General features: G+C 72.9%; 31 protein-coding genes, 1 tRNA gene and 1 pseudogene. 12 read left to right on the forward strand and 21 right to left on the reverse strand.

Features of this window, described 5'->3' with window-relative positions; all coding sequences use genetic code 11:
* Nucleotides 1–86 precede the first annotated feature (86 nt).
* The gene (locus ACTXG6_RS45105; protein ID WP_445185425.1) at nt 87–1,100 is read left to right on the forward strand and encodes a GlxA family transcriptional regulator; all 1,014 of its coding nucleotides are present in this window, start codon (nt 87–89) and stop codon (nt 1,098–1,100) included.
* Here ACTXG6_RS45105 and ACTXG6_RS45110 read toward each other — a convergent pair.
* Complete coding sequence (locus ACTXG6_RS45110; protein ID WP_445185426.1) at nt 1,086–1,697, reverse strand: TetR/AcrR family transcriptional regulator; 612 nt, start codon at nt 1,695–1,697, stop codon at nt 1,086–1,088. The two genes, ACTXG6_RS45105 and ACTXG6_RS45110, sit on opposite strands and share 15 nt — an antisense overlap.
* Before the next feature lie 90 nt (nt 1,698–1,787).
* Here ACTXG6_RS45110 and ACTXG6_RS45115 point away from each other — a divergent pair, with 90 nt between their 5' ends.
* Nucleotides 1,788–2,681 carry an oxidoreductase gene (locus tag ACTXG6_RS45115; protein ID WP_445185427.1) on the forward strand — a complete coding sequence of 298 codons (894 nt, stop codon included), beginning with the start codon at nt 1,788–1,790 and terminating at the stop codon, nt 2,679–2,681.
* A 227-nt stretch (nt 2,682–2,908) separates the two neighbouring features.
* Entirely contained in the window at nt 2,909–4,096 is a 1,188-nt protein-coding gene (locus tag ACTXG6_RS45120; protein WP_445185428.1) for a methyltransferase, read from the forward strand.
* Nucleotides 4,097–4,122: 26 nt separating this feature from the next.
* Here ACTXG6_RS45120 and ACTXG6_RS45125 read toward each other — a convergent pair whose 3' ends face one another.
* Both ACTXG6_RS45125 and ACTXG6_RS45130 read right to left on the reverse strand, forming a co-directional pair.
* Nucleotides 4,123–5,322, reverse strand: coding sequence for a DUF445 domain-containing protein (locus ACTXG6_RS45125; RefSeq protein WP_445185429.1), 1,200 nt, complete (start codon nt 5,320–5,322; stop codon nt 4,123–4,125).
* Nucleotides 5,319–6,209, reverse strand: a complete 891-nt coding sequence (locus ACTXG6_RS45130) for a TrmH family RNA methyltransferase (RefSeq protein WP_445185430.1) — start codon at nt 6,207–6,209, stop codon at nt 5,319–5,321. The genes ACTXG6_RS45125 and ACTXG6_RS45130 overlap by 4 nt, the downstream gene beginning before the upstream one ends.
* 114 nt (nt 6,210–6,323) lie before the next feature.
* Here ACTXG6_RS45130 and ACTXG6_RS45135 point away from each other — a divergent pair, with 114 nt between their 5' ends.
* A complete protein-coding gene (locus ACTXG6_RS45135) occupies nt 6,324–6,818 on the forward strand; it encodes a limonene-1,2-epoxide hydrolase family protein (RefSeq protein ID WP_445185431.1) in 495 nt (164 codons plus the stop codon).
* A 110-nt stretch (nt 6,819–6,928) separates the two neighbouring features.
* Here the strand turns inward: ACTXG6_RS45135 and ACTXG6_RS45140 are convergent, their stop codons facing one another.
* Both ACTXG6_RS45140 and ACTXG6_RS45145 read right to left on the reverse strand, forming a co-directional pair.
* A complete protein-coding gene (locus ACTXG6_RS45140) occupies nt 6,929–8,029 on the reverse strand; it encodes an ABC transporter ATP-binding protein (protein ID WP_445185432.1) in 1,101 nt (366 codons plus the stop codon).
* A gap of 53 nt (nt 8,030–8,082) precedes the next feature.
* Complete coding sequence (locus tag ACTXG6_RS45145; protein WP_445185433.1) at nt 8,083–8,304, reverse strand: DUF3618 domain-containing protein; 222 nt, start codon at nt 8,302–8,304, stop codon at nt 8,083–8,085.
* Nucleotides 8,305–8,417: 113 nt separating this feature from the next.
* On the opposite strand from ACTXG6_RS45145, the gene ACTXG6_RS45150 reads away from it, so the two are divergent.
* Complete coding sequence (locus ACTXG6_RS45150) at nt 8,418–8,999, forward strand: antitoxin (protein ID WP_445185434.1); 582 nt, start codon at nt 8,418–8,420, stop codon at nt 8,997–8,999.
* Between the two features lie 185 nt (nt 9,000–9,184).
* Nucleotides 9,185–9,652 carry a thioredoxin-dependent thiol peroxidase gene (bcp, locus tag ACTXG6_RS45155; protein WP_445185435.1) on the forward strand — a complete coding sequence of 156 codons (468 nt, stop codon included), beginning with the start codon at nt 9,185–9,187 and terminating at the stop codon, nt 9,650–9,652.
* A 21-nt stretch (nt 9,653–9,673) separates the two neighbouring features.
* On the opposite strand, the gene ACTXG6_RS45160 is transcribed toward bcp, so the two are convergent.
* Nucleotides 9,674–9,749: transfer RNA gene (locus tag ACTXG6_RS45160), tRNA-Leu, on the reverse strand.
* Between the two features lie 91 nt (nt 9,750–9,840).
* Between ACTXG6_RS45160 and ACTXG6_RS45165 the strand changes: the two genes are divergently transcribed.
* Both ACTXG6_RS45165 and pcaC read left to right on the forward strand, forming a co-directional pair.
* Nucleotides 9,841–11,157 (forward strand): lyase family protein, encoded by a 1,317-nt coding sequence (locus ACTXG6_RS45165; protein ID WP_445185436.1) that lies wholly within the window; start codon nt 9,841–9,843, stop codon nt 11,155–11,157.
* A complete protein-coding gene (pcaC, locus tag ACTXG6_RS45170; protein ID WP_445185437.1) occupies nt 11,147–11,521 on the forward strand; it encodes a 4-carboxymuconolactone decarboxylase in 375 nt (124 codons plus the stop codon). Before ACTXG6_RS45165 ends, pcaC begins: the two co-directional genes overlap by 11 nt.
* Before the next feature lie 520 nt (nt 11,522–12,041).
* Here pcaC and rdgB read toward each other — a convergent pair.
* The 8 genes from rdgB to ACTXG6_RS45210 all read right to left on the reverse strand — a co-directional run bounded on the left by rdgB (nt 12,042) and on the right by ACTXG6_RS45210 (nt 16,930).
* Nucleotides 12,042–12,653: an RdgB/HAM1 family non-canonical purine NTP pyrophosphatase gene (gene rdgB, locus ACTXG6_RS45175; RefSeq protein ID WP_445185438.1), complete on the reverse strand. Its 612-nt coding sequence runs from the start codon at nt 12,651–12,653 to the stop codon at nt 12,042–12,044.
* 10 nt (nt 12,654–12,663) lie between these two features.
* Nucleotides 12,664–13,425: a ribonuclease PH gene (gene rph / locus ACTXG6_RS45180; RefSeq protein ID WP_445185439.1), complete on the reverse strand. Its 762-nt coding sequence runs from the start codon at nt 13,423–13,425 to the stop codon at nt 12,664–12,666.
* Nucleotides 13,426–13,517: 92 nt separating this feature from the next.
* On the reverse strand, nt 13,518–14,303 hold the full coding sequence (locus ACTXG6_RS45185) for an MBL fold metallo-hydrolase (protein ID WP_445185440.1): 786 nt from the start codon (nt 14,301–14,303) through the stop codon (nt 13,518–13,520).
* 5 nt (nt 14,304–14,308) lie between these two features.
* A complete protein-coding gene (locus ACTXG6_RS45190) occupies nt 14,309–14,737 on the reverse strand; it encodes a hypothetical protein (protein ID WP_445185441.1) in 429 nt (142 codons plus the stop codon).
* On the reverse strand, nt 14,730–15,095 hold the full coding sequence (locus ACTXG6_RS45195; protein ID WP_445185442.1) for a hypothetical protein: 366 nt from the start codon (nt 15,093–15,095) through the stop codon (nt 14,730–14,732). Before ACTXG6_RS45195 ends, ACTXG6_RS45190 begins: the two co-directional genes overlap by 8 nt.
* Before the next feature lie 72 nt (nt 15,096–15,167).
* Nucleotides 15,168–16,082: a glutamate racemase gene (gene murI / locus ACTXG6_RS45200; protein WP_445185443.1), complete on the reverse strand. Its 915-nt coding sequence runs from the start codon at nt 16,080–16,082 to the stop codon at nt 15,168–15,170.
* Complete coding sequence (locus tag ACTXG6_RS45205; protein ID WP_445185444.1) at nt 16,079–16,717, reverse strand: rhomboid family intramembrane serine protease; 639 nt, start codon at nt 16,715–16,717, stop codon at nt 16,079–16,081. The genes murI and ACTXG6_RS45205 overlap by 4 nt, the downstream gene beginning before the upstream one ends.
* Nucleotides 16,718–16,738: 21 nt before the next feature.
* Complete coding sequence (locus ACTXG6_RS45210) at nt 16,739–16,930, reverse strand: TetR-like C-terminal domain-containing protein (RefSeq protein ID WP_445185445.1); 192 nt, start codon at nt 16,928–16,930, stop codon at nt 16,739–16,741.
* On the opposite strand from ACTXG6_RS45210, the pseudogene ACTXG6_RS45215 reads away from it, so the two are divergent.
* Nucleotides 16,875–17,417, forward strand: a pseudogene (locus ACTXG6_RS45215) (aldo/keto reductase); the annotation flags it as partial. The gene ACTXG6_RS45210 and the pseudogene ACTXG6_RS45215 sit on opposite strands and share 56 nt — an antisense overlap.
* Before the next feature lie 339 nt (nt 17,418–17,756).
* On the opposite strand, the gene ACTXG6_RS45220 reads toward ACTXG6_RS45215, so the two are convergent.
* The 5 genes from ACTXG6_RS45220 to ACTXG6_RS45240 all read right to left on the reverse strand — a co-directional run bounded on the left by ACTXG6_RS45220 (nt 17,757) and on the right by ACTXG6_RS45240 (nt 21,147).
* Complete coding sequence (locus ACTXG6_RS45220; protein WP_445185446.1) at nt 17,757–18,569, reverse strand: DUF559 domain-containing protein; 813 nt, start codon at nt 18,567–18,569, stop codon at nt 17,757–17,759.
* Between the two features lie 251 nt (nt 18,570–18,820).
* A complete protein-coding gene (locus ACTXG6_RS45225) occupies nt 18,821–19,771 on the reverse strand; it encodes a PLP-dependent cysteine synthase family protein (protein ID WP_445185447.1) in 951 nt (316 codons plus the stop codon).
* Nucleotides 19,772–19,793: 22 nt separating this feature from the next.
* Nucleotides 19,794–20,069 carry a MoaD/ThiS family protein gene (locus ACTXG6_RS45230; protein ID WP_445185448.1) on the reverse strand — a complete coding sequence of 92 codons (276 nt, stop codon included), beginning with the start codon at nt 20,067–20,069 and terminating at the stop codon, nt 19,794–19,796.
* A gap of 81 nt (nt 20,070–20,150) precedes the next feature.
* Nucleotides 20,151–20,615, reverse strand: coding sequence for a Mov34/MPN/PAD-1 family protein (locus ACTXG6_RS45235; RefSeq protein WP_445185449.1), 465 nt, complete (start codon nt 20,613–20,615; stop codon nt 20,151–20,153).
* A gap of 70 nt (nt 20,616–20,685) precedes the next feature.
* Nucleotides 20,686–21,147: a winged helix-turn-helix transcriptional regulator gene (locus ACTXG6_RS45240; RefSeq protein WP_445185450.1), complete on the reverse strand. Its 462-nt coding sequence runs from the start codon at nt 21,145–21,147 to the stop codon at nt 20,686–20,688.
* 116 nt (nt 21,148–21,263) lie between these two features.
* On the opposite strand from ACTXG6_RS45240, the gene ACTXG6_RS45245 reads away from it, so the two are divergent.
* Entirely contained in the window at nt 21,264–22,295 is a 1,032-nt protein-coding gene (locus ACTXG6_RS45245) for an NADP-dependent oxidoreductase (protein WP_445185451.1), read from the forward strand.
* A 54-nt stretch (nt 22,296–22,349) separates the two neighbouring features.
* Here ACTXG6_RS45245 and ACTXG6_RS45250 read toward each other — a convergent pair whose 3' ends face one another.
* Both ACTXG6_RS45250 and clpS read right to left on the reverse strand, forming a co-directional pair.
* Complete coding sequence (locus tag ACTXG6_RS45250) at nt 22,350–22,901, reverse strand: DUF2017 domain-containing protein (protein WP_445185452.1); 552 nt, start codon at nt 22,899–22,901, stop codon at nt 22,350–22,352.
* Nucleotides 22,902–22,911: 10 nt separating this feature from the next.
* Nucleotides 22,912–23,220, reverse strand: a complete 309-nt coding sequence (gene clpS / locus ACTXG6_RS45255) for an ATP-dependent Clp protease adapter ClpS (RefSeq protein WP_445185453.1) — start codon at nt 23,218–23,220, stop codon at nt 22,912–22,914.
* Between the two features lie 98 nt (nt 23,221–23,318).
* Between clpS and ACTXG6_RS45260 the strand changes: the two genes are divergently transcribed.
* Both ACTXG6_RS45260 and ACTXG6_RS45265 read left to right on the forward strand, forming a co-directional pair.
* Nucleotides 23,319–24,605 (forward strand): nicotinate phosphoribosyltransferase, encoded by a 1,287-nt coding sequence (locus tag ACTXG6_RS45260; RefSeq protein ID WP_445185454.1) that lies wholly within the window; start codon nt 23,319–23,321, stop codon nt 24,603–24,605.
* 10 nt (nt 24,606–24,615) lie between these two features.
* Complete coding sequence (locus ACTXG6_RS45265) at nt 24,616–25,158, forward strand: nicotinamidase (RefSeq protein WP_445185455.1); 543 nt, start codon at nt 24,616–24,618, stop codon at nt 25,156–25,158.
* Nucleotides 25,159–25,298 lie beyond the last annotated feature (140 nt).

The following is a 25,298-nucleotide window of genomic DNA, read 5'->3' on the forward strand; positions in this document are numbered from 1 at the left end:
TTTGCCGACCGTCCGCCAACTTCCCGCGCCGGCGGACACGCAGAATTCGTGCTGGCCAGATCTCGACCCTGTGACAGGATTCGGCCATGCATCGGATAGTCGTGCTCGCGCTCGACGGCGTGATCCCGTTCGAGCTCGGTATCCCACCCCGGATCTTCGGCATCGCCGAGGACAGCGACGGCCGGCGGCTCTACGAGGTGATCACCTGCACCGTGGACGGCCGGGCGGTGACCACCGACGCCGGGTTCGCGGTCCTCCCCGAGTACGACGCCGGCGCGCTGGCCACCGCCGACACGGTGGTCGTCCCGGCGAGCCACTCGCTCGGCCCGATCTACCACCAGGGACGACTCCCGGAGCCGCTGGCCGCCGCGCTGGCGGGTATCCGGCCGGGCACCCGGATCGTGTCCATCTGCACCGCGGCGTACGTGCTGGCCGCCGCCGGCCTGCTCGACGGCCGGCCCGCCACGACGCACTGGCGCGACGCCGAGCACTTCCAGCGGACGTTTCCGCTGGTCAAGGTCGACCCGAACGTGCTGTTCGTGGACGACGGGGACATCCTGACCTCGGCGGGCGTCGCGGCCGGCATCGACCTGTGCCTGCACCTGGTACGGCGCGACCACGGCAGCGAGGTAGCAAACCAGGTGGCGCGGCGCTGTGTGGTGCCGCCGTGGCGGGACGGCGGCCAGGCGCAGTACATCGAGCGACCGGTACCGGAGCCGGCGCTGACCACAACGGCCGCCACCCGGGCCTGGGCGCTGCAGCGGCTGGACCACCCATTGCCGCTGCCCGAGCTGGCCTCGCACGCCCGGATGAGCGTGCGCAGCTTCACCCGCCGGTTCCGCGCCGAGGTAGGGATGACACCGGGCCAGTGGCTGACCCTGCAGCGGGTGGAGCGGGCCCGGCACCTGTTGGAGAGCAGCGACCTGGCCATCGACCAGATCGCGTCGCGCGTCGGGTTCGGCGCCGCCTCCGCGCTGCGCCTGCACCTGCGCACCGTGGTCGGGGTGTCACCGGCCGCCTACCGCCGCACCTTCCGCTCCGCGAGCCGCTCCCCCGCCACCACAGCGGTCGACGCCGGCCGGGAGCTAGCGGGGGCGTAACCCGTCGACCAGGGTCCGGATGGTGCCGCTGATCAGTGCGCCCACCGGGCGGTCCCCGCTCATGCCACTGGTGATCAGTGCGGCGAGGCCCTGCAGGGTGGCGAAGATGGCCATCGCGATCCGGTCCGGCTCGTCCCCATCAGCGACGCCGGCGATCTCCCCGTCGAGCTGGGCCTGGGCGATCATCGCGGACGACACCGCGAAGGCCCGGTCCGCGACCACCCGCAGCTCCGCGGCAGCGGGCCGGTTCTTGCTGGCGAACATCAGCTCGAGCAGCGCGGGACGCGCGGTGGCGAAGCCGACCCAGGCCTTGGCGAACACCTCCAGCCGCGCGGCGAACGGGCCGGCCGCACCGGCCAACGCCGAGTCCAGCTCGGCGCCCAACCGGTCGAACCCGAGCACCGCGAGCGCATCGAGCAGCGCCCGCCTGTCCGGGAAGTGCTGGCGCGGCGCGCCGTGGCTCACCCCGGCCTGGCGGGCCAGCTCGCGCAGCGAGAGCTCGGCGGCGCCGACGTCCTCGAGCAGCCGCTCGGCGCTCTCCAGCAGCGTGGCGCGCAGGTTGCCGTGGTGGTAGCGGGAGCGCTCGAAAGAGGACACAGAAGACACGGCAGGTACGGAGGACACCGCCGACACCGTACCCGAAATCTAGGCGTTGCCTAGAATGTAGTCAGCATCTACATTGGGGGCGTGGCCTCGCCCCGCTCGACCGACACCCCGCTCGGCGCCCAGACCGGTCGCACCGTGATCGTCACCGGCGCCAGCGGCGGGCTCGGCCTGGTCACCGCCCGGGAGCTGTCCCTGGCCGGGGCGCGGGTGGTGCTCGCGGTGCGCAACGTCGAGGCCGGGCAGCGCGCCGCGGCGTCCCTCGACGGGCCGGCCGAGGTCCGCGAGCTGGACCTGGCCAGCCTCGCCTCGATACGCCGCTTCGCCGACGGCTGGACCGGACCGGTGCAGGTCCTCGTCAACAACGCCGGCGTGGCGAACACCCCGCTCCGGCGCACCGAGGACGGCTTCGAGCTGCAGTTCGGCACCAACCACCTCGGCCACTTCGCGCTGACCAACCTGCTGTTGCCCTACCTCACCGACCGGGTGGTGACCGTCGCCTCGACCGCGCACCGCGCCGCCGGGCTCGAGCTGGACGACCTGAACTGGACCCGGCGGCGCTACCGGCCGATGGCCGCCTACGCCCAGTCGAAGCTGGCCAACCTGCTGTTCACCCTGGAGCTGCAGCGCCGGCTCACCGCAGGCGGCTCACCGGTGCGGGCGCTCGCCGCGCACCCCGGGGTGGCCGCGTCGGAGCTGAACCGCAACCTCGGCCCGGCCATGGCCCTGGTGGACCGCACGGTCGGCCGGCTGATCCGGCAGAGCGCGGCCGCCGGTGCCCGGCCGACCCTGGTCGCCGCCACCCGGGACCTGCCGGGCGGCAGCTACCTCGGCCCGGACGGCGCCCGGGAACAGCGCGGCCGCCCGACCATGGTCGGGCGCAGCGCGCTGGCCAGCGATCCCGAGCTGGCCGGCCGGCTGTGGGCGATGTCCGAGCAGCTCACCGGGGTCGGCTTCGGGTTGCCGGTCGCCGCCTGATCGGTCGCTCCCGCGCACGGAACGCATTTTGTGCGCCGGGCCACCGCGGCGCAGACTCTCCGCATGACCAGACCCGCGCACAGCGCAGTCCTCGGTTAGCTCAGCCGGTCAGCTGGCTCGAGCAGCCAGCTCACCCCGGCACGGTGGCCTGCCGGTGCGGCCACCACTCCTCGGCTCGCCCGCATCGGCGCGCAGTTGAGCCGCGACATCCGTACGCGAGCGGGACCATGAACCACTCTCGGCACGACACCGCCCACCCCACCACCGGCGACCTCCTCACCCCGTCCGACCCGGCGACCCCGCCGTCACCTCTCCTGCCCGGCAGCGGGCTGCGCTGGCTCAGCGCCGACGGCGGCCCGCCACCGGAGCGACTGGTCGAGGTCGACGACCGGATCACCGCCGATGCGGCGTACCGCTATGCCGCCCGCCGGATCGGCCTGCTGTGGCGGGGCGACTACCGCAACGCCCGGCAGCTGCTCACCGCACTGGGCCGCCGGGCCACCCCTGGGCGGCGCCGGCCCGTGTCGCCCGCCTCGCCCGCCGAGGACTTCCGCCGGTACCGGACGGACCAGTCCCGCCGCGCCAGGACGCTGAACATGCTGCTGGTGCCGATCGAGCCGGACTTCAGCGTGGCGCTGCACCGGGCACCCGACGTCCGGGCGGCCTGCGCGGCGGCGTATCCGCCGGTCGACGGGCCGGCGGCGGTGGCACTGCGCGAGCTGCTCGGTGTGGTCGGCGCGCACGAGTGGCGGATCAGGGGCGTGGCGGTGCCGTCGCTGGACGCCCGGGTCCACCCGCACTACGGGGTCTTCGCGCCGACCAGGGGCGAGTACGTGGACCTGGTCGCCGAGGCGCCACTGGCCACACCGCCGGCCCACTCGAGGGCGTTCGACATCGGCACCGGCACCGGCGTGCTGGCCGCGCTCCTGGTGCGGCGCGGGATGCCCCAGGTGGTGGCCACCGACGTCGAGCCGCGCGCGGTGGCCTGCGCGCGGGACAACCTCGGTCGCCTCGGTATGGCCGACCGGGTACAGGTGCTGCGGGTCGGCCTGTTCCCGCCGGGGCGTGCCGATCTGGTCGTGTGCAACCCGCCGTGGCTGCCGGGGCGGCCGCACTCGACGCTGGACCGGGCCGTCTACGACCCGGGGAGCCGGATGCTGCACGGCTTCCTCGGTGGGCTGGGCGACCACCTGCGCCCGGCCGGTGAGGGCTGGCTCGTGCTGTCCGACCTCGCCGAACTGCTGCGGCTGCGGACCCGCGGCGAGCTCGACGACGCCATCGGCGCGGCCGGGCTGCGGGTGGCCGGGCGGACCGAGATCCACACCCGCCACCGGCACCCGTTGGATCCGGGCGATCCGCTGCACGACGCCCGCGCCGCCGAGGTCACGTCGCTGTGGCGGCTCGTGTCCCGGTAGCGCCCGCTCGCCGAACCCGGGACGGCTCAGCCGAGCAGCAGCAGCACCTGCAGCTCGCCGACGATGGCGCCCAGGATCCCGCCGACCAGGATCAGCTTCCACTCGTCCTGTCGGAACGCCGGCCGCAGCACCGACTCGAACTCCAACGGGGTGAGCGCCCGCATCGCCTCGACCACGGTCCGCTCGATGCCGAGCGCCTCCTTGGCGTACGCCATCGCCGACTCCATGGTGTGCGGCGCGGCGGCCAGCGCGCGCTCGGCGATGTCCTCCTTGAGCTGGCGGTAGCGCGCCGAGCCCACGGTGAGCAGCACCAGTGGCCTGGCCAGCCCGAACTGCCGGTCCACCAGGTCGGACACGTGCCGCTGCACCAGCCCGATCAGCCGGTCCGACTTGGGCCCGGTGAGCAGCGCCTGCATGATCTTGGGCACGGTGAGAATCTCGTCGGCCACCACCCTGCCGTAGTCGGTGGCCACCTCGGAGCGGCGCTTCTGGAACAGGCCCTGCCAGCGGAACACCCCGAGGAACCGGCGTTCCTCGCGCGGGAAGAAGATCATTTTCAGGGCGATCCAGTCGGTGCTCAACCCGACCACCGCACCGAAGATCGGCATCACCAGCGGCTCGTGGGTGAGCGCCCAGACACCGGCCTGCAGCAGCCCGATGATCAACCCGAAGACCAGCCCGCTGTGCGCGATGAACTTCAGCTCCCGGCCCCCGACGTCCCGGATCAGCCGGTTCAGCACGCCCCGGTCACTGGCCAGGTTCGCCAGCGCCATGTCCCGGGTGTCCAGGTAGTTCTCCGGGTTGGCCGCGAAGTCGGCCATCAGCTCGGCGACCGCCTTCGGTGCCTGTGCCGCGATCTGGCGCAGGATCAGCCGCTGCCCCTCGGCCGGCAGCATCTCCCACAGCTGCGGCTGGTACTTGGCGATCAGGTCGGTGCCGATCTCGGTGACGGCCTGGTTCAGCGGTTCGTGCAGCTGTCTGAGCAGCTCCTCCGGGTCCATCCTGGCCATGATCTGGTTCGGGTTGATCAGCCGGCCGAGCAGCAGGTTCACCGAGATGCTGCCGATCCGCCCGACGTTGCGCGGGACGATGCCCTGCCAGCCGAGCAGCGGCGGCCTGCCGATGAACTCCACCGGCCGAAACATCATCTCGATGGCGATCAGCTTGGTGGTGTAGCCGATGAACGCGGCCAGCAGCGGCATGGACGCGTAGATCAACCAGTTCACTCGACCTCCGGTCCGACAGTGCCGCCGGGTCCGTCCACTCCCGGCGAGCGGACCACACCCGGTGCACCGGTCAGACCCGGCGGGCCGATCGCGTGCCGGCGGGCTTCGTACAGCATCAGGGCCGCCGCGACGGCCAGGTTCAGCGACTCGGCGGTGCCGACCATCGGGATGCGGACCGTCTGGTCGGCCTCGGTGAGCAGCTCGGCGGGCAGTCCGTCGCCCTCGCTGCCCAGCAGCACCGCCAGCGGCGCGCGGTAGTCCATCGACCAGTGCGCCCGCTCGGCGTAGCCGGAGGTGGCGAGCACGCTGACGCCACCCGCGCGGGCCCAGCCCTGGAACTCCGCGGGGTCCGCGACGGTGACCACCGGGACCGCGAACAGCGACCCCATGCTCGCCTTCACCGCGGCCGGCGCGAACGGGTCCGCCGTGTCGCCGAGCAGGATCACCCCGGCCGCCCCGGCCGCGTCCGCGGTGCGGATGACCGTGCCCAGGTTGCCCGGGTTGCCGATCTGGTGCAGCGCCAGGAACACCGCGTCGGGACGCACCGCCAGCGCGTCCAGCTTGCTACCCCGGGCCCCCACCACGGCGAACAGCCCGGGCGGGCGGTCCCGGTCGGTGAGCCGGCCGGCCAGCTCGGCGGTCACCGCCGCCACCCGCACCCCCCGGGCGCGCTGCTGGGCCACCATCTCGGCCGCCGAGTCGGGGAGCAGTTCGGGCACCACGACGAGCGTCTCGACGTCCCAGCCCGCCTCGACCGCGCGCCACACCGGCTGGATCCCCTCCACCACGAACGCGCCCTCGCGGCGGCGGTGCTTGCGGTCCGCGAGCGACCGGATGCGCTTGACCAGGGGGTTGGCCGCGCTGGAGATCACCTCTGCGGAAGTCATGGCCCGCCTAACCTACTTGCCACCGCCGCCCCCGGGTTGATCGGCAAGCCGAGGTAGGCAACGGTGGCACCAGGAGCCGCGACGCACCGGCCGATCCGATCCCGAGGAGCCCAGATGACCGTGCCGAACACCGAGCCGAACACCGAGCCCAGCCCCGCGCCCAGCGCGGCCGCCGGCGTCAGCGCAACGACGACCGCCGGCTCGGTGGCCACCGTGAAGGCCTTCCTGGACGCGCTGGGCCGGCTGGACACCGACGGGGCGCTGGCGCTGCTCGCCGACGACGTCGTCTACCAGAACGTGTCGCTGCCCAAGGCCAACGGCAAGGCGGCGGTCGCCAAGCAGCTCGGCCTGTTCGGCCGCTACTGCAAGGGCTTCGAGGCGATCAACCACCGGATCGTCGGCGACGGCGACACCGTCCTCACCGAGCGCACCGACATCATCGAGATCGGCCGGGTCCGCTCGGAGTTCTGGGTGTGCGGCACGTTCGAGGTCCGCGACGGCAAGATCGTGCTCTGGCGCGACTACTTCGACTGGGCGAACATCATCGCCGGCACGGCGAAGGGCGCCGGACGAGCGCTCGTCGGGCTGGCCAAGAGCTTGCGGCGCTGACTGCGATCGGGCCGGCAGCCCCGGTTGGGCCGTCGGTCGGACTCGGACCGTCGCCCCGGTTGGGCTGCCGGTCCGCTTCGAGCAGGCGGCTTCGGTCAGGTGGGCGGGCCTCAGTCGGGTAGGCGGTCGCCGCTGCCGGGGTCGAACGTGTGGACCCGCTCCGGGGTGCGCAGCCCGACCCGCACGGTCTGGCCGAACGCCGGCGCCTCGGTGCCCACGGTGCGCACGATCATCCGCACCGGCTCGTTGTTGATCGACACCTCGCCGTAGACATACGCGTCGGCGCCGAGCTCCTCGACCAGTTCGACCTTGAGGCTCATACCCGGCGCGCCCTCGCCGACCAGCCGCAGCGACTCCGGCCGCACACCGAGCCTGACCTCGGTCAGCGCCGCGGTCTTGGCGGCGTCCAGGGTGGTGCGCGGCAGCGGCACGCTCAGCCCGTCCAGCGCGACACCGTCGGCCCGCAGCGGCGCGGTGACCAGGTTCATGCCCGGCGAGCCGATGAAACCGGCGACGAACGTGTTCACCGGCCGGTCGTAGAGCTCGCGGGGGGTGGCGCACTGCTGCAGCAGCCCGTCGCGCAGCACCGCCACCCGGTGGCCCATCGTCATGGCCTCGACCTGGTCGTGCGTGACGTAGATCGTGGTGGTGCCCAGCCGGGTCTGCAGCGCGGTGATGTTCGCCCTGGTCTCGACCCGGAGCTTGGCATCCAGGTTGGACAGCGGCTCGTCCATCAGAAAGACGGCGGGCTCGCGGACGATGGCCCGCCCCATCGCGACCCGCTGGCGCTGACCACCGGACAGCGCCCGGGGCCGCCGGTCCAGGTACGGCGTCAGATCCAGCATCCTGGCCGCCTCGGCAACCCGGGAGGTGATCTGGTCCTTCGGGATCCGCTTGAGCTTGAGGGCGAACGCCATGTTCTCCGCGACCGTCATGTGCGGATACAGCGCGTAGGACTGGAACACCATCGCGATGTCCCGATCCTTGGGAGGCACAGCGGTGACGTCCCGACCGCCGATGTCGATCGCACCCTCGTCGACGTCCTCAAGCCCGGCCAACATGCGCAGCGCGGTGGACTTACCGGAGCCGGACGGACCGACCAGCACCAGGAACTCACCGTCCGCGATGTCCAGGTCGAGTTTGTCGACCGCGCGTACCGGAGGGGACCCTGCGAAGACCCGGGAAGCTTCCCGGTAACTGACCTCTGCCATTCGGGTCATCCTGACATGTCAAGGCCCCGGACGGCAGAGGCGCGGGCCAACGACTAGCGGAAGAGCTTGCGCAACAAGAGAAGGGCGACCAGGGCACCAACCCCGATCAGCGCGAACTTGACCTTCGGATCGCCGAGCTTGGCCTTCGCGGTGTCCTTGCCGCTGTCGACCAGTCGCTTCGGGTTCGCCCGCTCGGCGAGCGCGTCCAGCGTGCCGGCGAGCGCGTCGCGGGCCTGCTCGATCTCCTGCTGGATGGCGTCCGGATCGCGTGCCACGGCTCCTCCTCGCATCGAACCACGTACGTGGAGGGCCAACCGTAGATCACTCGGTCGGCTCCGGTTGAGCCAGCTACCCCTGGCCGGCTTGCCGGACTGACTACGCTTGCTGGATGGACGCCGATGACCTCATCAAGCAGGGCCGTGAAATCGCCGGCAAGCTGCGCGACGGTGCCGGCGAGCAGGTCGCGCAGCACGAGAAGCAGATCAAGAGCACCCTGGGCAAGGTCGTGAGTTTCGTCAACGACAAGACCGGCGGGAAGTACGCCGACCAGGTGGGCAAGGCAGTGGGCTACGTCGAGCACGGCGTCGACCTGCTGGCCGCCGGCAACCGCCCCGGCGACGCTCCCGGTGACACCGGTGACACCGGTGCCACTGGCGCGCCGGGTGCGCCGGGTGCCGGTGGCGCGCCGGGTGCCACTGGCGCGCCCGGCGCCGGTGGGCCGACGGGTGCCGGTGGGGCTCCCGGCGCCGGTGGGCCGACGGATGCCGGTGGGGCTCCCGGCGTGCCGGATGCCAGCGGGGCTTCGGGAGCTGGTGCACCAGGAGCAGCACCCACCCCGCCGCCGACTTCAGCCGCGCCGCCACCGCCGCCGCCGGCCCCGGCGCCTCCGTCGGCCACACCTCCGCCGCCGCCCGCCGCACCGCCGGCCGAGGAGCCGCTGCCACCCAGGTACGAACCGCCGACCGGCTGACCGGCGGCGCCGCCGTCCGAGTTCCGTCGTCGAGTTCAACGTGGTTCTCTTTTGATCATGCTGGAAACCAGGACCACGTTGAGTTGATCAATCGCGGTGGGCCGACCGCGTGCGGGACTGCGCGGCGCGCGGGGTAGGGCCGCGACCCGTCGGCCGGCTGACAGCGGTAGCGGTAGCGTCGGGGCATGACTTCCCGCCTCAAGCCCGGCGACCCGGCGCCGACTTTCACACTGCCCGATGCCGACGGCAACCCGGTATCCCTGGCCAACTACCGCGGTCGCCGCGTCGTCCTCTACGCCTACCCGGCGGCCAGCACGCCCGGTTGCACGAAGCAGGCCTGCGACTTCCGGGACAGCCTGGCCGAGCTCAACGGCGCCGGCCTGGACGTCATCGGCATCTCCCCGGACAAGCCGGCGAAGCTGGCCAAGTTCCGCGACGCCGAGGGCCTGACCTTCCCGCTGGTCTCCGACCCGGAAAAGGCGGTGCTCACCGAGTACGGCGCGTTCGGCGAGAAGCAGATGTACGGCAAGACCGTGACCGGGGTGATCCGCTCGACGTTCGTGATCGGCGCGGACGGCAACATCGAGCTCGCCCAGTACAACGTGCGGGCTACCGGGCACGTCGCCAAACTGCGCAAGGACCTGTCCGTCTAGCCCAGCCGGGCTGGAGACTCCTGGTGCCGGCGGCGGGATTCGAACCCGCACTGACGGCCACCTAAAGACCGCGCCTCTGCCGTTGGGCTACGCCGGCGTTGCGGGGACAGAATACTCAGCCGCCCGCAACTCCGGCGCCGGCGGCGCAACTCCGGCTGCCCCGGCGGGCCCCGCTACGGTGGGAAACCGTGCAGCCCGAGTCTGACCAGGGTCTGCTCGCCCCGATCTGGGCGGGCAGCGTGGCCGAAGCCCGCACCGGGGACGGTGCACTGATCCGCGCGATGCTCAGCGCCGAGGCCGCGTTGGCCCGGGCCCTGGCCAGCACCGGACTGGCACCGGCCCGGGCCGCCGAGGTGATCACCCGGGTGGCCGCCGAGCTCAGCATCGACCCGCGCGCGCTCGCGCTGGCCGCCCGCTCCGGCGGCAACCCGGTGATCCCACTGGTGCGCGAGCTGCGCGCGGCGGTGGCCGCCGCCGACCCGGACGCGGTCGAATGGGTGCACCGGGGCACCACCAGCCAGGACGTCCTGGACACCGCGTTCATGACGGTGTCCGCCGCCGTGCTCTCCGACGCGGTACTCCCCGGTCTGGCCGGCGCTACCGAGGCGGCCGCGCGACTCGCCGCCGAGCACCGCGACACCGTGTTGGCCGGGCGCACGCTGACCCAGCACGCGGTGCCCACCACGTTCGGCGTCAAGGTGGCCGGCTGGCTGTCCGGGTTGCTGGACGCCGACGAGCGCTGCCGGCAGGTCCGCGCCAAGTTGCCCGCGCAGCTCGGCGGCGCCGCCGGCACGCTCGCGGCGCTGGACGGCCCGAGGGTGGCCGTGGCGGAGGCCTTCGCCGCCGAGTGCGGGCTCACCGCGCGGGAGACGCCGTGGCACACCGTGCGCACCCCGGTCGCGGAGTTGGCCGGCGCGCTCGCGCTGGCGACCGGGGCGTGTGGCAAGGCCGCGCTGGACGTCACCGTGCTGGCACAGACCGAGCTGGGTGAGGTGGCCGGTGACCCGGGCGGCGAGTCGTCGGCGATGCCGCAGAAGCGCAACCCGGTGACCGCGGCACTCGTGGTGGCCGCCGCTCGCGAGGCACCCGGGGCGTTGGCCGGCCTGCACCTCGCGCTGCTCGCGGAGAACGAGCGACCGGCCGGTGCCTGGCACGCCGAGTGGCAGCCGTGGCGGGCGTTGCTGCGGCTCGCCGGCGGGGCGGCGGCGGGCACCGCGCGACTGCTCGGCGACCTGCGACCGGACCCGGCGGCGATGGCCGCGACGGTGCGCCGAGGTGAGGGCGCGCTGCTGGCCGAGCGGCTGGCCGGGGCACTGCGCCCGGAGTTGGGCACCGGCGCGGCGGCCGCCGTGCGCGAGGCGGCACTGGGCGGTCGGCTGCCGGCGCTGCTCGCCGAGCACGGGCTGGACGACCCGGCCGGTTACCTGGGCGCCGCACCGGAGTTCGTGGACCGCACGCTGGCCCGCTACGAACGGCACATCGAAGGGAATGCACATGGAGCTTGACCAGGACGGGCTCGCGGTCCGCCGCGAGGTGCTGGGCCCCGAGTATGTGGACGCGGCACTGGCCAATGCGGACGGGTTCACCTCGGACTTCCAAGAGATGATCACCAAGTACGCCTGGGGCGGTATCTGGGGCCGGCCCGGGCTGGACCGCCGGACCCGCAGCGTGATCACCTTGACCGCCCTGGTCGCCGGCGGGCACCACGACGAACTGGCCCTCCACGTGCGGGGCGCGCTGCGCAACGGGCTGAGCAGTGCCGAGATCGCCGAGGTCCTGATGCAGACCGCGATCTACTGCGGCGTGCCGGCGGCCAACGCGGCGTTCCGGGTGGCCAAGGACGTCATCGCCGAGGAAGCGGCCGGCTGAGTAGCGGCTGCGATCCGGCTCCGGGAGACCGGGAGCGGCGGCGTCTGCGCGGGCGGGCGGGAGCGGCTCGGCCGCGGGAGCGGGAGCGGCTCGGCTGCGGCTCGGCCGCGGGAGCGGGAGCGGCTCGCGAGCGCGGGAGCGGCTCGGCCCGACCGCGAGAGCGGCCCGACCGCGGGAGCGAGAGCGCCGGTTCCGACTTCGCACCGAAATCGACCGCACGGCTGATTTCGCCGCGCAAAATCGCCCTCACTTCGATCTCGGTGAGTTCGATCCGCTCGGCACGAACCGGCCCGAACTCGTGGGAACCGGTCGGACACCCGCTGCGTCCTAGTAGATAACCGACCAGATGCCGCGCCCAGCGGCCCGATCGGTCACAGCCTCCACCGGCGGGCACGACCGGTGGAGGGATCGGTTGCGCGGCTCCCGGCCCCATGGGCGCGGGCCGGGGCCCCGCACCCGCACTCCGGCACGGGGCCAACCTTGGGGGAGGGGGGAGGGCCCGACAAATCAGCGACGCAACTCAGCTGCCGGCCAGCCCACGAAGCGCGGGCAGCAGCGCGCGGAACGCCCGGCCGCGGTGCGAAGCGGCGTCCTTCTCCTCGGCGGACAACTCGGCGGAGGTCCGTTGCCCGCCGTCCGGCACGAAGATCGGGTCGTAGCCGAAGCCGTTGGTTCCCCGGGGCTCGCGGATCAGCCGACCGCGCCACTCCCCGCGCGCCACGGTCTCCTTGCCACCCGGAACCACCAGCACCGCGGCACACACGAAGGCGGCGCCGCGACGCTCGTCCGGGGTGTCCGCCAGCTGGCCGAGCACCAGGTCCAGGTTGCCCTGATCGTCACCGTGGCGGCCCACCCACCGCGCGGACAGCACCCCGGGCATCCCGTTGAGCGCGTCCACCGCCAACCCTGAGTCGTCGGCCACGGCGGGCAGCCCGGTGGCCGCCACCGCGTCGCGCGCCTTCGCCAGCGCGTTCTCCGCGAAAGTGGCCCCGGTCTCCGGCGCCTCCGGGTACTCGGGGACGTCAGCCAGCCCGACCACCTCGACGCCGGACGCCGACCCGAGCTCCTCGCGCAGGATCCGCTCCAGCTCGGCCAGCTTGCCCGGGTTCCGGGTGGCCAGCAGCAGCTTCACGCCGGCTCCGTCACGCCGAGCTTCCGTCCGACGGCAGCTCCTTGGGGTAGGGCTCGGCCAGCGCGGCGGCCTGGGCGGCGGCGAGTTGGACGCAGCCGGCCAGCGCCATGTCCAGCATCGAGTCCAGCGTGGACCGGGTGAAGGTGGCACCCTCCGCGGTGCCCTGTACCTCCACCAGGGTGCCCACGTCGGTGGCCACCACATTCATGTCCACCTCGGCGCGGGAGTCCTCGTCGTAGGGCAGGTCCAGCCGGACCCGGCCGTCCACCACACCGACGCTGACCGCCGCGATCTGACAGGACAACGGCTTCGGGTCGTTCAGCCGGCCGGCGGCGCCCAGCCAGGTCACCGCATCGGCCAGTGCCACATAGGCGCCGGTGATCGCGGCGGTCCGGGTGCCGCCGTCGGCCTGCAGTACGTCGCAGTCGATCGCGATGGTGTTCTCGCCGATCGCGGCCAGGTCGATGCAGGCCCGCAGCGAACGGCCGATCAACCGGCTGATCTCGTGGGTGCGGCCACCGATGCGGCCCTTCACCGACTCACGGTCGCTGCGCGTGTGGGTGGCCGAAGGCAGCATCGCGTACTCAGCGGTCACCCAGCCCAGCCCCGAGCCCTTGCGCCAGCGCGGCACCCCGTTCGACACGCTGGCCGCGCACAACACCTTGGTTTCCCCGAACGACACAAGCACCGAGCCCGCCGGATGCCGCTGGAACCCTCGAACGATCTGCACCGGGCGGAGTTCGTCGTCCGCCCTGCCGTCTCCTCGTGTCACCTGGACACCCTAAAGGGGGCGCCGCGGCGCGCACGCCGGAGTCCCGGTAAGGAGATCGTCCGGGCCGCACCGCCCCGCCGCGGCACGACCGCTCAGATCTCGTAGCTGGCGCCCGCGCTGACCAGTTCGACCGGGCCGTCGTAGGCGGACTTGGCCTCGGCGAGCAGCACGGCGGAGTCGTACCAGACCGGGATGTGGGTGAGCAGCAACCGTCCGACGCCGGCCGCCGCCGCATGCTCCCCCGCCTCCCGCCCGGACAGGTGCACACCCTCCGGCTGTGCCTCGCCGTGCGGCCCGACCTGCGGCCAGGTCGCCTCACAGAGCAGCACGTCGGCTCCGCGCGCCAGGTCGATCAGCGATTCGCAGGCCCCGGTGTCGCCGCTGTAGACCAGGCTCCGGCCCTCATGCTCCAGCCGGGTCGCGTAGGACTCGCACGGGTGCACCCCGAGCCGGGCGCGCACCTGGCAGCCGCCGATCTCGAGGGTCAGCGCATCGGTGATCACCTGGAAGTCGAGCACGTCGGTGAGGTCCTCGACGCACCGCTCGGCGGTGGATGCGCAGTACTGCGCGGCCAGCCGGTCCGCCGCCTCGCCGGGGCCGTAGACCGGCAACCGCCGACCGGCCGGCGGATACGGCGGCGCCGGGTGGTAGCGCCGGTAGACCACCAGTGACGCCACGTCCGCGCAGTGGTCCGGATGCAGGTGCGAGAGCACCAGCGCGTCGAGCTGGAACGGATCCAGGTAGCGGTGCAGCGCACCCAGCGTGCCGTTGCCGAGGTCGAGCGCGACGGTACTGTCGCCGGCCCGCACGAGATATCCCGACGACGGCGACCGCGGCCCCGGTCCGCTGCCCGAGCAACCCAGCACGGTGAGCTCCATGCGGGTTATCTTGCCTTTAACCCACCGGTTCGGCCGGTCCTGTAGAGCCAAAACAACCCGAGTAGCGGCAGCACCAGCGGTATCCAGCCGTAACCGGCGCCGTAACCGGACCACACGGTGGCACTCGGGAACGCCGCCCGGTCGAACACACTCAGCGAGCCGACCACCAGTACCCCGACCAGTTCGATCGTCACCGCCGTCCAGGCCAGCCGGCGCGCACCGGGACCGTTCCGGGCCAGCCCGATGGTGGCCAGGATGTACACCACACCGGAGAACGCGGACAGCAGGTAGGCCAGCGGCGCCTCGTGGAACTTGGTGGCCAGCTGCACTCCGGCCCGGGCGGTCGCGGACAGCGCGAACACCGCGTAGACCGCGATGAGCACCCGGCCGGGTCCGGTCGCGGTGGCCCGCCGCTCGGGTACCGGCTCAGACATTCGCCCCCGCCCACAGCGCGAGCAGCCGCAGTACCACCACGCCCATCGCCACGGCCGCCACCGCGATCACCGCGCCACCCCAGCGGGTCGGTTCCGCCCGGGCGAACTGCAGCGAGATCGGCAGCACACACACCGAGACCAGCAGGTAGATCAGGAAGGTGGACGTCTCGGTGGGGCGGGTGCCGCCGAACACCCGGGCCGCCGCGATCAGCGCCTGCCCCACCAGCAGCGCCTCGACCACGCCGACCGCGAGCACGTGCGGGCGCTCCGCCGGCCTGCCCAGCACGGTGCTGACGATCCCGAACACCGCCAGCGCACCGGTCAGGCACACCAGCGCGACCGCCAGGGGGTGGATCATGCGGCGGACGATACCCGGCTCCCGGCCGGTCCCGGCCGAGTGCCCAGCCGGCTGCCCGGCGGCGGATCCGGCTCAGGGCCGCCCGGTCAGCGCGGCGGTCGGCCCGGTGGTCGGCCCGGTGGTCGGCTCGGTGGTCGGCTCGGTGGTCGGCAAGGAGCTCACCGCGCCGATCTCCGGGCCGAGGAACCGCCGGCCGAGACGCCGGAACGGCTCCGGGTCGCCGGTGGCGAGGAACTCGTGCCCGGTCATCGGCGTGAGCGCCGGCTCGCGCAGCAGGTCCAGCTCGGAGAGCACCCGCAGGACGTCCTTGGCCGTCTCCTCGGCGCTGGAGACCAACGTCACATCCGGCCCGAGCGCGAGCTGCAGCACCCCGGACAGCAGTGGGTAGTGCGTGCAGCCGAGCACGACGGTGTCCACCTCCGCGCGCTGCAGGGGTTCCAGGTAGCTCTGCGCCAGCCCGAGCACCTGCCGGCCGCTGGTCATGCCACGCTCGACGAAGTCCACGAAGCGCGGGCAGGCCACCGGGACGACGGTGACGTCGGTGGCGGCGGCGAACGTGTCGGTGTACGCGCCGGAGCGGATGGTGACCTCGGTGCCCAGCACCCCGATCCGGCCGTTGCGGGTGGCCGCCACCGCACGCCGCACCGCCGGTCGGATCACCTCCACAACCGGCACCAGGTAGCGCTCGCGGGCGTCCACCAGGCAGGCCGAGGACGCCGAGTTGCAGGCGATGACCAGCAGCTTGACCCCGCGGTCGACCAGCTCGTCGCCCAGTGCCAGCGCGTGCCGGCGGACCTGCGCGACGGGCAGCGGCCCGTACGGTCCGTGCAGCGTGTCGCCGATGTAGACCAACCGCTCGGCCGGCAACTGGTCGAGCACCGAGCGGGCCACGGTGAGCCCGCCGACGCCGGAGTCGAACATGCCGATCGGCGCGTCCACCGGCAGCTCCCGGTAGTTGCCCGGACGGGAGCCCGGCAGCCGGCTCATCGGGGTACCGCCACGGTCTCGCCGCCGCGGCGCCGCCGGTCCGCACCGGCGACGATGCGGGCCGCCAGTACGCCGCCGAGCGCGCCGAACAGGTGCGCCTGCCAGGAGATCCCCGGCTGGCCGGGCAACAGCCCGAACAGCACCCCGCCCCAGAGGAAGAACAGCACCACAGCCAGCAGGATCTGCTTCGCGCTGCCCGCGAAGAAACCGCGGAACAGCAGGAACACCAACCAGCCGAAGATCACCCCGGAGGCGCCGACGGTATCGGTGCCCGGCGGGGAGAACACCCAGACGCCGAGGCCGCTGACCAGCCACACCAGCGCGGTGACCCCGACGAACTGGCCGAAACCACCGGCCATCGCGAGGAACCCGAAGAGCAGGAAGGGCAGCGTGTTCGACTCCAGGTGCGCCCAGCTGGCGTGCAACAACGGGGCGAACAGCACGCCGTCGAGGTGGCTCGGATCGCGGGCGATGATGCCGCCCTCCGCGTCCAGCGACTGGCCGGTGCTCGCGTCGTACGCCTCGACCACGTAGAGCAGGAAGGTGAACAGCAGCATCGTCATCGCGGCCACGAACGGCCTCGCCGGCAGGACCCGATAGGCCGATCGGCGCCGAGGCAGGGCGGGGCTCACCACGCGGTCACCATGCCCATGAGGCTACGCGAGCGCGGCGGCGCAGAGCCCGGGGAACACGGTGTCGACCACGGTGCGCGCGTACTCCGGGGACAGCGGCTCGTGGCTGACCAGCAACCGGTAGTAGAGCGCCCCGTACAGCGCGTCGATCGCCACGTCGATGTCCAGCCTCGGCAGCACCGGACCGATCGTCTCCGCGCTGGGGCTGGGCTGCATGGGCATGAGCTACGCCTACGGGCCGGTGGACGACACCGAGTCGACCCAGCTGCTGCGCCGGGCCGTCGAGCTGGGTGTGACCCTGTTCGACACCGCCGACCTCTACGGCTTCGGGCACAACGAGCAGCTGGTCGGCCGCGCGCTGGCGCCGGTCCGGGACCAGGTGTTCATCGCCACCAAGTTCGGCATCACCCGCAAGCCGGACGGCGACTGGAGTGGCCCCAGCCCGGCCGACGGTCGCCCGGAGTACGTCCGCGCCTCCGTCGACGCCTCGCTGAGCCGGCTCGGTGTGGACCACATCGACCTCTACTACCAGCACCGCGCCGACCCGACGGTGCCGATCGAGGAGACCGTCGGGGCGATGGCCGAGCTGGTCAAGGCCGGCAAGGTCAACCACCTCGGCCTGTCCGAAGCCGCGCCGGAGACCATCCGCCGGGCGGTCACGGTGCACCCGATCGCCGCCGTGCACTCGCCGAGCTGGACGCGCTGCGCCCCGCCGGCAACCGGGTGGCCAGCGAGGGCGAAACCAACCGGGTCACCGCCTCCGTGAGCTGACCGCGGCCCGCCGCCCGGTGCGCCGGCCGCGGGCCGGGCCGACCGCAACGTTGGGCCGACCGCAACGTTGGGCCGACCGCGGGCTGGGCCGACCGCAACGTTGGGCCGGCCGCGGGTTGGGCCGGCCGCCAACGCCGAGCTGAACGCCGCACTGGTTCGATCATGGTTCGACCAGTGTGGTGTTCAGCTCGGCGAACGCTCGATGGCCGCCAACTCCGCCACGCGGTCGCCCTACGGGCGCGGCGCGTTGCAGGCGGCCCGCGCGGTCGCTTTACATGCGCGGTGCACGAGCGGCGAGGATGTCATGCACCCGGCGGACCGTGTCCGCCGCGCACACCTGGTCGCGCCCCACCCGCAGCGTCTGCCAGCCGTAACCGGCCAGCTCGGCGTCCCGTTCACGGTCGCGCTCCCCGCCCCGCCGGGTGAAATGGTGCGCGCCGTCGTACTCGATAGCCAGCTTTGCCGCCGGGTAGGCAAGATCGACCCGCGCGAGGGCGAGCCCGTGCTCGTCCATGATCCGGTACTGCACCTCCGGAGTGGGCAGACCGCCCCGGACAAGCAACAGCCGCAACCTGGTCTCCCCAGGGCTCTCCGCACGAAGGTCGGCCAGCCGCACGACCTCGACCAACCGCCGGCACCCGCGCGCACCCGGCTCGACGGACCGCCTGGCCAGCAACTCCACCGGCTCGAACCCGCCCACCCTGGTCAGCGGTTCCACCGCGACCACTGCCTCGACCAGGGGTAACCGCCTCGCCAGATCCCACGCCGTGCGCACCGCGGAGGTGACTCGGCACCCCGCGATCTCGACCACCTCCCCCGCGCCGACACTGCCGTAGCGCACGAACAGGCCTCGGTGACGCCGGTACTTCCGCGCCATCAGGACCTCGGCCGGTGCGCTTGGCGGGGCGCAGTCCGCCCCGAGCAGCAGCGCCGCCGAGTACCCGGCCAAGACCCCGCCCCGGTCCCGGACCAGCAAGTACGCGGCGGCCGACCGCAACGCCAGGTCACCCGCGGGCCCGGCCGGCACGTACACGTCCGGGAACAGCCGGCGGAACCTGGGCCCGGCGAGCTCATTCCGGCTCACCAGCCCGAGCTCGACCGCGGCCGACCCGCGAAAAGGCCCATCCAGCACCACCGCAGCCTGACCGAACCCGGCTACCCACCGTGGCGCTTTCGCCGAACCGAACACCAAACTGGTCGACCCCGTGATCAAACCAGTGTGGTGTTCAGCTCGGCGAACACACCCGGCAGCCTGACCGAACCGGGCTCCGGAACGCCGAACGGCCCCGGCTCGGGGGATCCGAGCCGGGGCCGTTCGCCGCGGAAACAGGCAGTTCAGGCCCAGAGTTGGCCGTCCAGATCGGCGGCGCTCTCCTCCAGGTCACCGGCGTACGCGCCGGTGGAGAGGTACTTCCAGCCCGCGTCGGCCACGATCAGCACGATGTCGGCCGGTTCCGCTCCCCCGGCGGCCTTCTCCGCCACCGCGAGCGCGGCGTGCAGCACCCCGCCGGTGGAGATACCGGCGAAGATGCCCTCGTGCTCGACCAGCTCACGGGTCCGGCGCAGCGCGTCGAAGCTGCCCACCGAGTAGCGGGCGGTCAGCACCTCCGGGTCGTACAGCTCCGGCACGAACCCCTCGTCCAGGTTGCGCAGCCCGTAGACCAGCTCCCCGTAGCGCGGCTCGGCCGCCACGATCTGCACGTCCGGCTTCTGCTCACGCAGGTACCGCCCGGTGCCCACCAGCGTGCCGGTGGTGCCGAGGCCGGCCACGAAATGCGTGATCGTGGGCAGGTCGCGCAGGATCTCCGGACCGGTGGTGCGGTAGTGCGCGCGGGCGTTCTCCGGGTTGCCGTACTGGTAGAGCATCACCCAGTCGGGGTTCTCCGCCGCCAGCTTCTTGGCCATGGCGACCGCCTGGTTGGAGCCACCGGCGGCCGGCGAGGAGATGATCTTGGCGCCGTACATCAGGAGCAGCTGGCGGCGCTCCTCGGAGGTGTTCTCCGGCATCACACAGATCAGCTTGTAGCCCTTGAGCTTGGCAGCCATGGCCAGCGAGATCCCGGTGTTGCCCGAGGTCGGCTCCAGCACCGTGGCACCGGGCTTCAGCCGGCCGTCCGCCTCGGCGGCCTCGATCATGGCCAGCGCCGGCCGGTCCTTGATCGAGCCCGTCGGGTTGCGGTCCTCCAGCTTGGCCCACAGCCGCACGTGTGACGCCGGCGAGAACGAGGGCAGCCCGACCAGCGGGGTGTTCCCGACAGCCTGCAGCAGGGAGTCGTAGCGAGCCATCAGCTTCTGGCCTCCCTGGGGTTTAGACCCCGCCGGCGACCGCCGGCAGGATGGTCAGGGAGTCGCCGTCGGCGACGGGGGCCTCGAGCCCACCGGCGAACCGCACGTCCTCGTCGTTGACGTAGATGTTCACGAACCGGTGCAGCGAACCGTCCTTGATCAGACGGGCCTTGATGCCGCCGTGCTTGGCGTCCAGGTCGGTGATGACCTCGGAGACGGTGCTACCCGACGCCTGGACGGACTTCTCCCCGCCGGTGTGGGTGCGCAGGATGGTGGGAATCGAAACGGTGACGGCCATGGGTCCTCCTCGTGGTGCGGCCGAGCCGGGAACGGGCGAGCTGAGATGTCGCGGTGGGTTGTCCGCCCCGCGCGACAGGGGTCAGCGACAGTCTGGGACGTCGTCCGCGCCGGTATGGGAGAACATGTACGTCTCGACCACCTCGACGGTCTCCTCGGTGATCTCGCCGTCCACGATCCGGTAGGACCGGAACTCCGGTTCCCCGGCGGGCTGGTCGTCCCTGGTGGAGACCAGCACGTAGTGCGCCTCCGGCTCGGACGCGTAGGACACGTCGGTCCGGGACGGGTAGGCCTCGGTCGCGGTGTGCGAGTGGTAGATCACCACCGGCACCTCGTCGTTGCTGTCCATCTCGCGGTACAGCCGCAGCAGGTCGCCGGACTCGAACTCGTAGAAGGTCGGTGACCGGGCGGCGTTCACCATCGGGATGAACCGCTCAGGGCGGTCCGACCCGGCCGGCCCGGCAATCACCCCGCACGCCTCGTCGGGATGGTCCCGACGGGCGTGCGCAACGATCTCGTCCACGAGATCTTTCCGGATCACCAGCACCGGTCCAGGGTACGGGCACGTCTGCTCCCCCTGCACGTGAAGCCCTGCCTTGTCACACCCGTCCGGGTTGCTAGCCGGCATGGGCGAGCCGACCGGCGCCGTACCGGTCACTCCTCCCGGCGGCGTCCCGCTGCGCCCGCGCCCCGTCGTAGCCGGCCCTGGCGGCGGCGACGTCGTCCATGTGCAGCTCGGCCCAGTCCTTGATCGCCTTCAGTACCGGGAGCAGTGATCGGCCCAGCGGGGTCAGCTCGTAGTCCACCCGCACCGGCACGCTCGGGGTCACCGTCCTGGCCAGCAGACCGTCCCGCTCCAGACCGCGCAGCGACTGGGTGAGCATCTTCTGACTGACGCCGGGTACCGCGCGGGACAGCTCGCCGTAGCGCAGCGGGCCCTCGCTCAGCGCCACCAGCAGCAGCGTCACCCACTTGTCGCCGATCCGGTCCAGCAGCTTCGACGTCGGGCACGCCCGGACGAACTCCTGGTAGGCGAGCGCCTCCTCACGACGTCGCTGCGCCGCCGACTGGGTCGCCATCAGCTCTCCTCCCGGTGCGGTACGCACTTGCAAGTGCGTTCTTACCAAGGCCGGGTGGCCCTTCATATGTTCCCGATGAGACGGAGAAACCGTCAGGGTCGGCAGAGGAGAACGCCATGCGTGCAGTCGTCGTGCGGACCTACGGAGGACCGGAGGCCCTCGAGATCGAGGAGCTCCCGCTGCCCGTTCCCGGGCCGGGGCAGATCCGGATCCGGGTACGGGCCGCCGCGGTCAACCCGGTGGACGTGTTCGTGCGGTCCGGGACCGCCGCCCTGGCCGGGATGCTGCCGGACCGGGCCGGGGTCGGGATCGGCTGGGACGTGGCCGGCGAGGTCGACGCGGTCGGCCCGACGCTCGTCGCGTCGGACAGCCCGGCAGGCGGCGCGGCGTTCGTCGCGTCGGACAGCCCGGCAGGCGGCGCGGCGTTCGTCGCGTCGGACAGCCCGGCAGGCGCGGCGTTCGCCGTCGGTGACCGGGTCGTCGGGCTGTCCGACCGACTGGACGTGCCGACCGCCGGCTACGCCGACTACCTGGTGCTGGACGCCGAATCGGTCGCCGCGGCGCCCCGTGACGTGAGCTTCGAGGCCGCCGCGACGCTGCCGCTGAACGGGCTCACCGCCGCCCAGGCACTGGCCGGACTGGGGCTGCGGGCCGGCCGGACGCTGCTGGTCACCGGCGCCGCCGGCGCGGTCGGTGGTTACGCCGTCGAGCTGGCGGTCGCCGCCGGGCTGCGGGTGGTGGCGGCCGCCTCGGAGCGCGACCGCGAGCTGGTGCTCGGTTTCGGCGCCGAGCTGTTCGTGCCCAGGGAGGCCGAGCTGGGCGCGGCGGTGCGGGCGCTGGTTCCCGGTGGGGTGGACGGCGTGCTGGACGCGGCGACGATCGGGGTACGGGCGCACGACGCGCTGCGTGGCGGCGGCTCGTTCGCCTCGGTGACCGGGCCCGCCACCCCGCCGGCGCTGCGCGGCACCCGGGTGCACACGGTGTTCGTCCGGGCCGACGGGCGGCAGCTGGCCGAGCTGGTGGCGCTGGTGGAAGCCGGCACGCTGACACTCCGGGTGGCCGAGACGTTCCCCCTGGAGAAGGCCGCCTCGGCGCACCACCGCTGCGCCGAGGGCGCGGTGCGCGGCCGCCTCGTACTGGTGCCCTGAGTTGACTGCCGTGACTGGCGAGTGGTCCGGGAGGACCACTCGCCACTCACGGGGTTACATCGCGGCGGCGCGGGACTGGACCAGGGCGTCCTGCACGAACGTCAGCCAGTGGTACACGCTCAGATGGGCGGCCAGGGCCTCGTCGGCCGGCGGCTCGTCCGGCATGTCCTCGGTGACCCCGAGCGTGGTGCCCAGCGCGAGCCGCACGTCGTTCAGCGCGGAGAGCCAGGCATCGGCCTGCGGTGGGGTGAGCTCGGCGCGGCCGCCATCCGGCGGGCAGGTGTCGAGCACCACGGTGGCCGCCTCCGTCTTGGCCGCGACGAGCTCGGGCTCGCGGGCGGCGCGCAGCATGGCGGCCAGCTCCGGGTCGTCCCGGTGGAAGTCGGGCAGCAGCCTGGCCAGCACCGCGTCCTCCGGCGGGCGGGTGTGCCCGGACGTGATCCCGGTCAGTTCGGCCAGCTCGTCGACCGGCACGTCGTCGGTGCGCTGCACGAGCATGGTGCGCACCTGGCCGATCAGGCCGCGCAGCAGCGCCGCCTCCTGCTGGTCGAACACGCCGACCAGCCGCAGCTTGGCGCCCCGTCCCTGCCTGCGCCAGCCGTTCAACGCTGACCTCTCACGAGCGCTGCATGGTGGCCCACAGGCCGGCGGCGTGCAGCTTCGCGACGTCGCCCTCGACCTTGTCCTTCGATCCGGACGACACGGTGGCGCGTCCCTTGTGGTGCACGTCGAGCATCAGCTTCGTCGCCTTGTCCCGGTCGTAGCCGAACAGTTTCTGCAGTACGTAGGTCACGTAGGACATCAGGTTGACCGGGTCGTTCCAGACGATGGTCTGCCAGGGCACCTCGACGGCGACGGAGTCGTCCGCGACCTGCTCCGCCTCGTGGGTGGTCCCCGTCCTAGGCGCGGATAGTGGTGCGGCCATGCGTCCATGGTGACAGCTCCCGGGTGTCGCGCGCACGCCCGGGCACGAGGTGGTAACACGATCGGCCCCGAGACGCCGCGACAGTAGGCTTCGCGGTCATGACACCTGCCGGCAGCACCGGGCTGCTGACCGACCGCTACGAGCTGACCATGCTGGCCGCCGCGCTGGCCGATGGGACCGCGTCGCGGCAATGCACCTTCGAGCTGTTCGCGCGCCGCCTGCCGGACGGGCGCCGCTACGGCGTGGTCGCCGGCACCGGCCGCCTGCTCGAACAGCTCGCCCGGTTCCGCTTCACCGACGCCGACCTGGATGCGCTGGCCGAGGACGGGGTGGTCGGCCCGGACACCCTGCGCTGGCTGGCCGACTACCGGTTCGGCGGCGACATCACCGGCTACCCGGAGGGCGAGCTGTACTTCCCCGGCTCCCCGGTGCTCACCGTCACCGGCACCTTCGCCGAGTCGGTGATCCTGGAGACGCTGGCGCTCTCGGTGTTCAACCACGACTGCGCGATCGCCTCGGCGGCCGCCCGGATGGTCGCCGCCGCCGGTGGCCGGCCGCTGATCGAGATGGGCTCGCGGCGTACCCACGAGGAGGCAGCGGTGGCCGCCGCGCGGGCCGCCTACCTGGCCGGGTTCGCCAGCACGTCGAACCTGGAGGCCGGCCGCCGCTACGGCATCCCGACCACCGGAACGGCCGCGCACGCGTTCGTGCTGCTGCACGACGACGAGCGTCAGGCGTTCGCCAGCCAGGTGGCCAGCAGCGGTTCGAAGACCACGCTGCTGGTGGACACCTACGACATCACCCGGGGCATCGAGGCCGCGGTGGCGGCGGCCGGCCCGGAGCTCGGCGCCATCCGGATCGACTCCGGCGACCTCGGCGAGCTGGCCCGCCAGGCCCGCGAGCAGCTCGACAAGCTCGGCGCCCGGGGCACCAGGGTGGTGCTGTCCGGCGACCTGGACGAGTACGCCATCGCCGCGCTGCGCGCCGAGCCGGTGGACGCCTACGGGGTGGGGACCTCGCTGGTCACCGGATCCGGGGCGCCGACCGCCGGCATGGTCTACAAGCTGGTCGAGGTGGACGGCCGGCCGGTGGCGAAGCGCAGCTCGGCGAAGGAGTCCCGGGGCGGGCGCAAGTCCGCGCTGCGCCGCTACAAGCCGACCGGTACCGCGCTGGAAGAGGTCGTGTACCAGGCCGACAAGCCGGTGCCCGCCGGCCCGCACGACCGGGTGCTGCCGGTGCCGCTGGTGCACCGCGGCGAGCCGGTGAACGGGCGGGAGTCGCTGGAGCAGTCCCGCGAGCGGCTGCGCGCGGCGCTGGTCTCGGTACCCTGGGAGGGCCTCAAACTGTCCCGGGGCGAGCCGGCCCTGACCACCGTTTTCGGCTGAGGGGGCCCCGGTGCGCGCGCTGATCATCGTCGACGTCCAGCTCGACTTCTGCGAGGGCGGCTCGCTGGCGGTGGCCGGCGGCGCCTCGGTCGCCGAGCGGATCAACGCTGTGACGGGCCGGTACGACCAGGTGGTTGCGACCAGGGACTACCACGTCGACCCCGGCGACCATTTCAGCGCGACGCCGGACTACGTGCGCTCCTGGCCGGTGCACTGCGTGGCCGGCACGGCGGGCGCGGCGTTCCACCCGGCGCTGGACGTGGCCCCGATCGGTGCCGTCTTCGCCAAGGGCGGGTACGCGGCCGCCTACTCCGGGTTCGAGGGCGCCGAGCCGGGCGGCGCCGGCCTGGCCGACTGGCTGCGGGCCCGCCAGGTCACCGAGGTCGACGTGGTCGGCATCGCCACCGACTACTGCGTCCGGGCCACCGCGCTGGATGCGGTGCGCGCCGGTTTCGCCACTGCGGTGCTCACCGACCTCACCGCCGGCGTGGCGCCGTCCAGCACGGCGGCCGCGCTGGACGAAATGCGCTCGGCGGGCGTCACCGTGGCCTGAGCCGACCGGGGTTTTCGCCTCCCCTTCCCACGCTCGGCGCGCGGGGCCGGCCCCGGACCGCGTGGGGCCGCCGACCCGTCGGCTGAGCCCTGTAGCGTCGTTGACGTGCCGGCCACGACCGCCAAGCTGACCCCGCCCAC

The sequence above is a fragment of the Pseudonocardia sp. Cha107L01 genome, assembly GCF_052566575.1.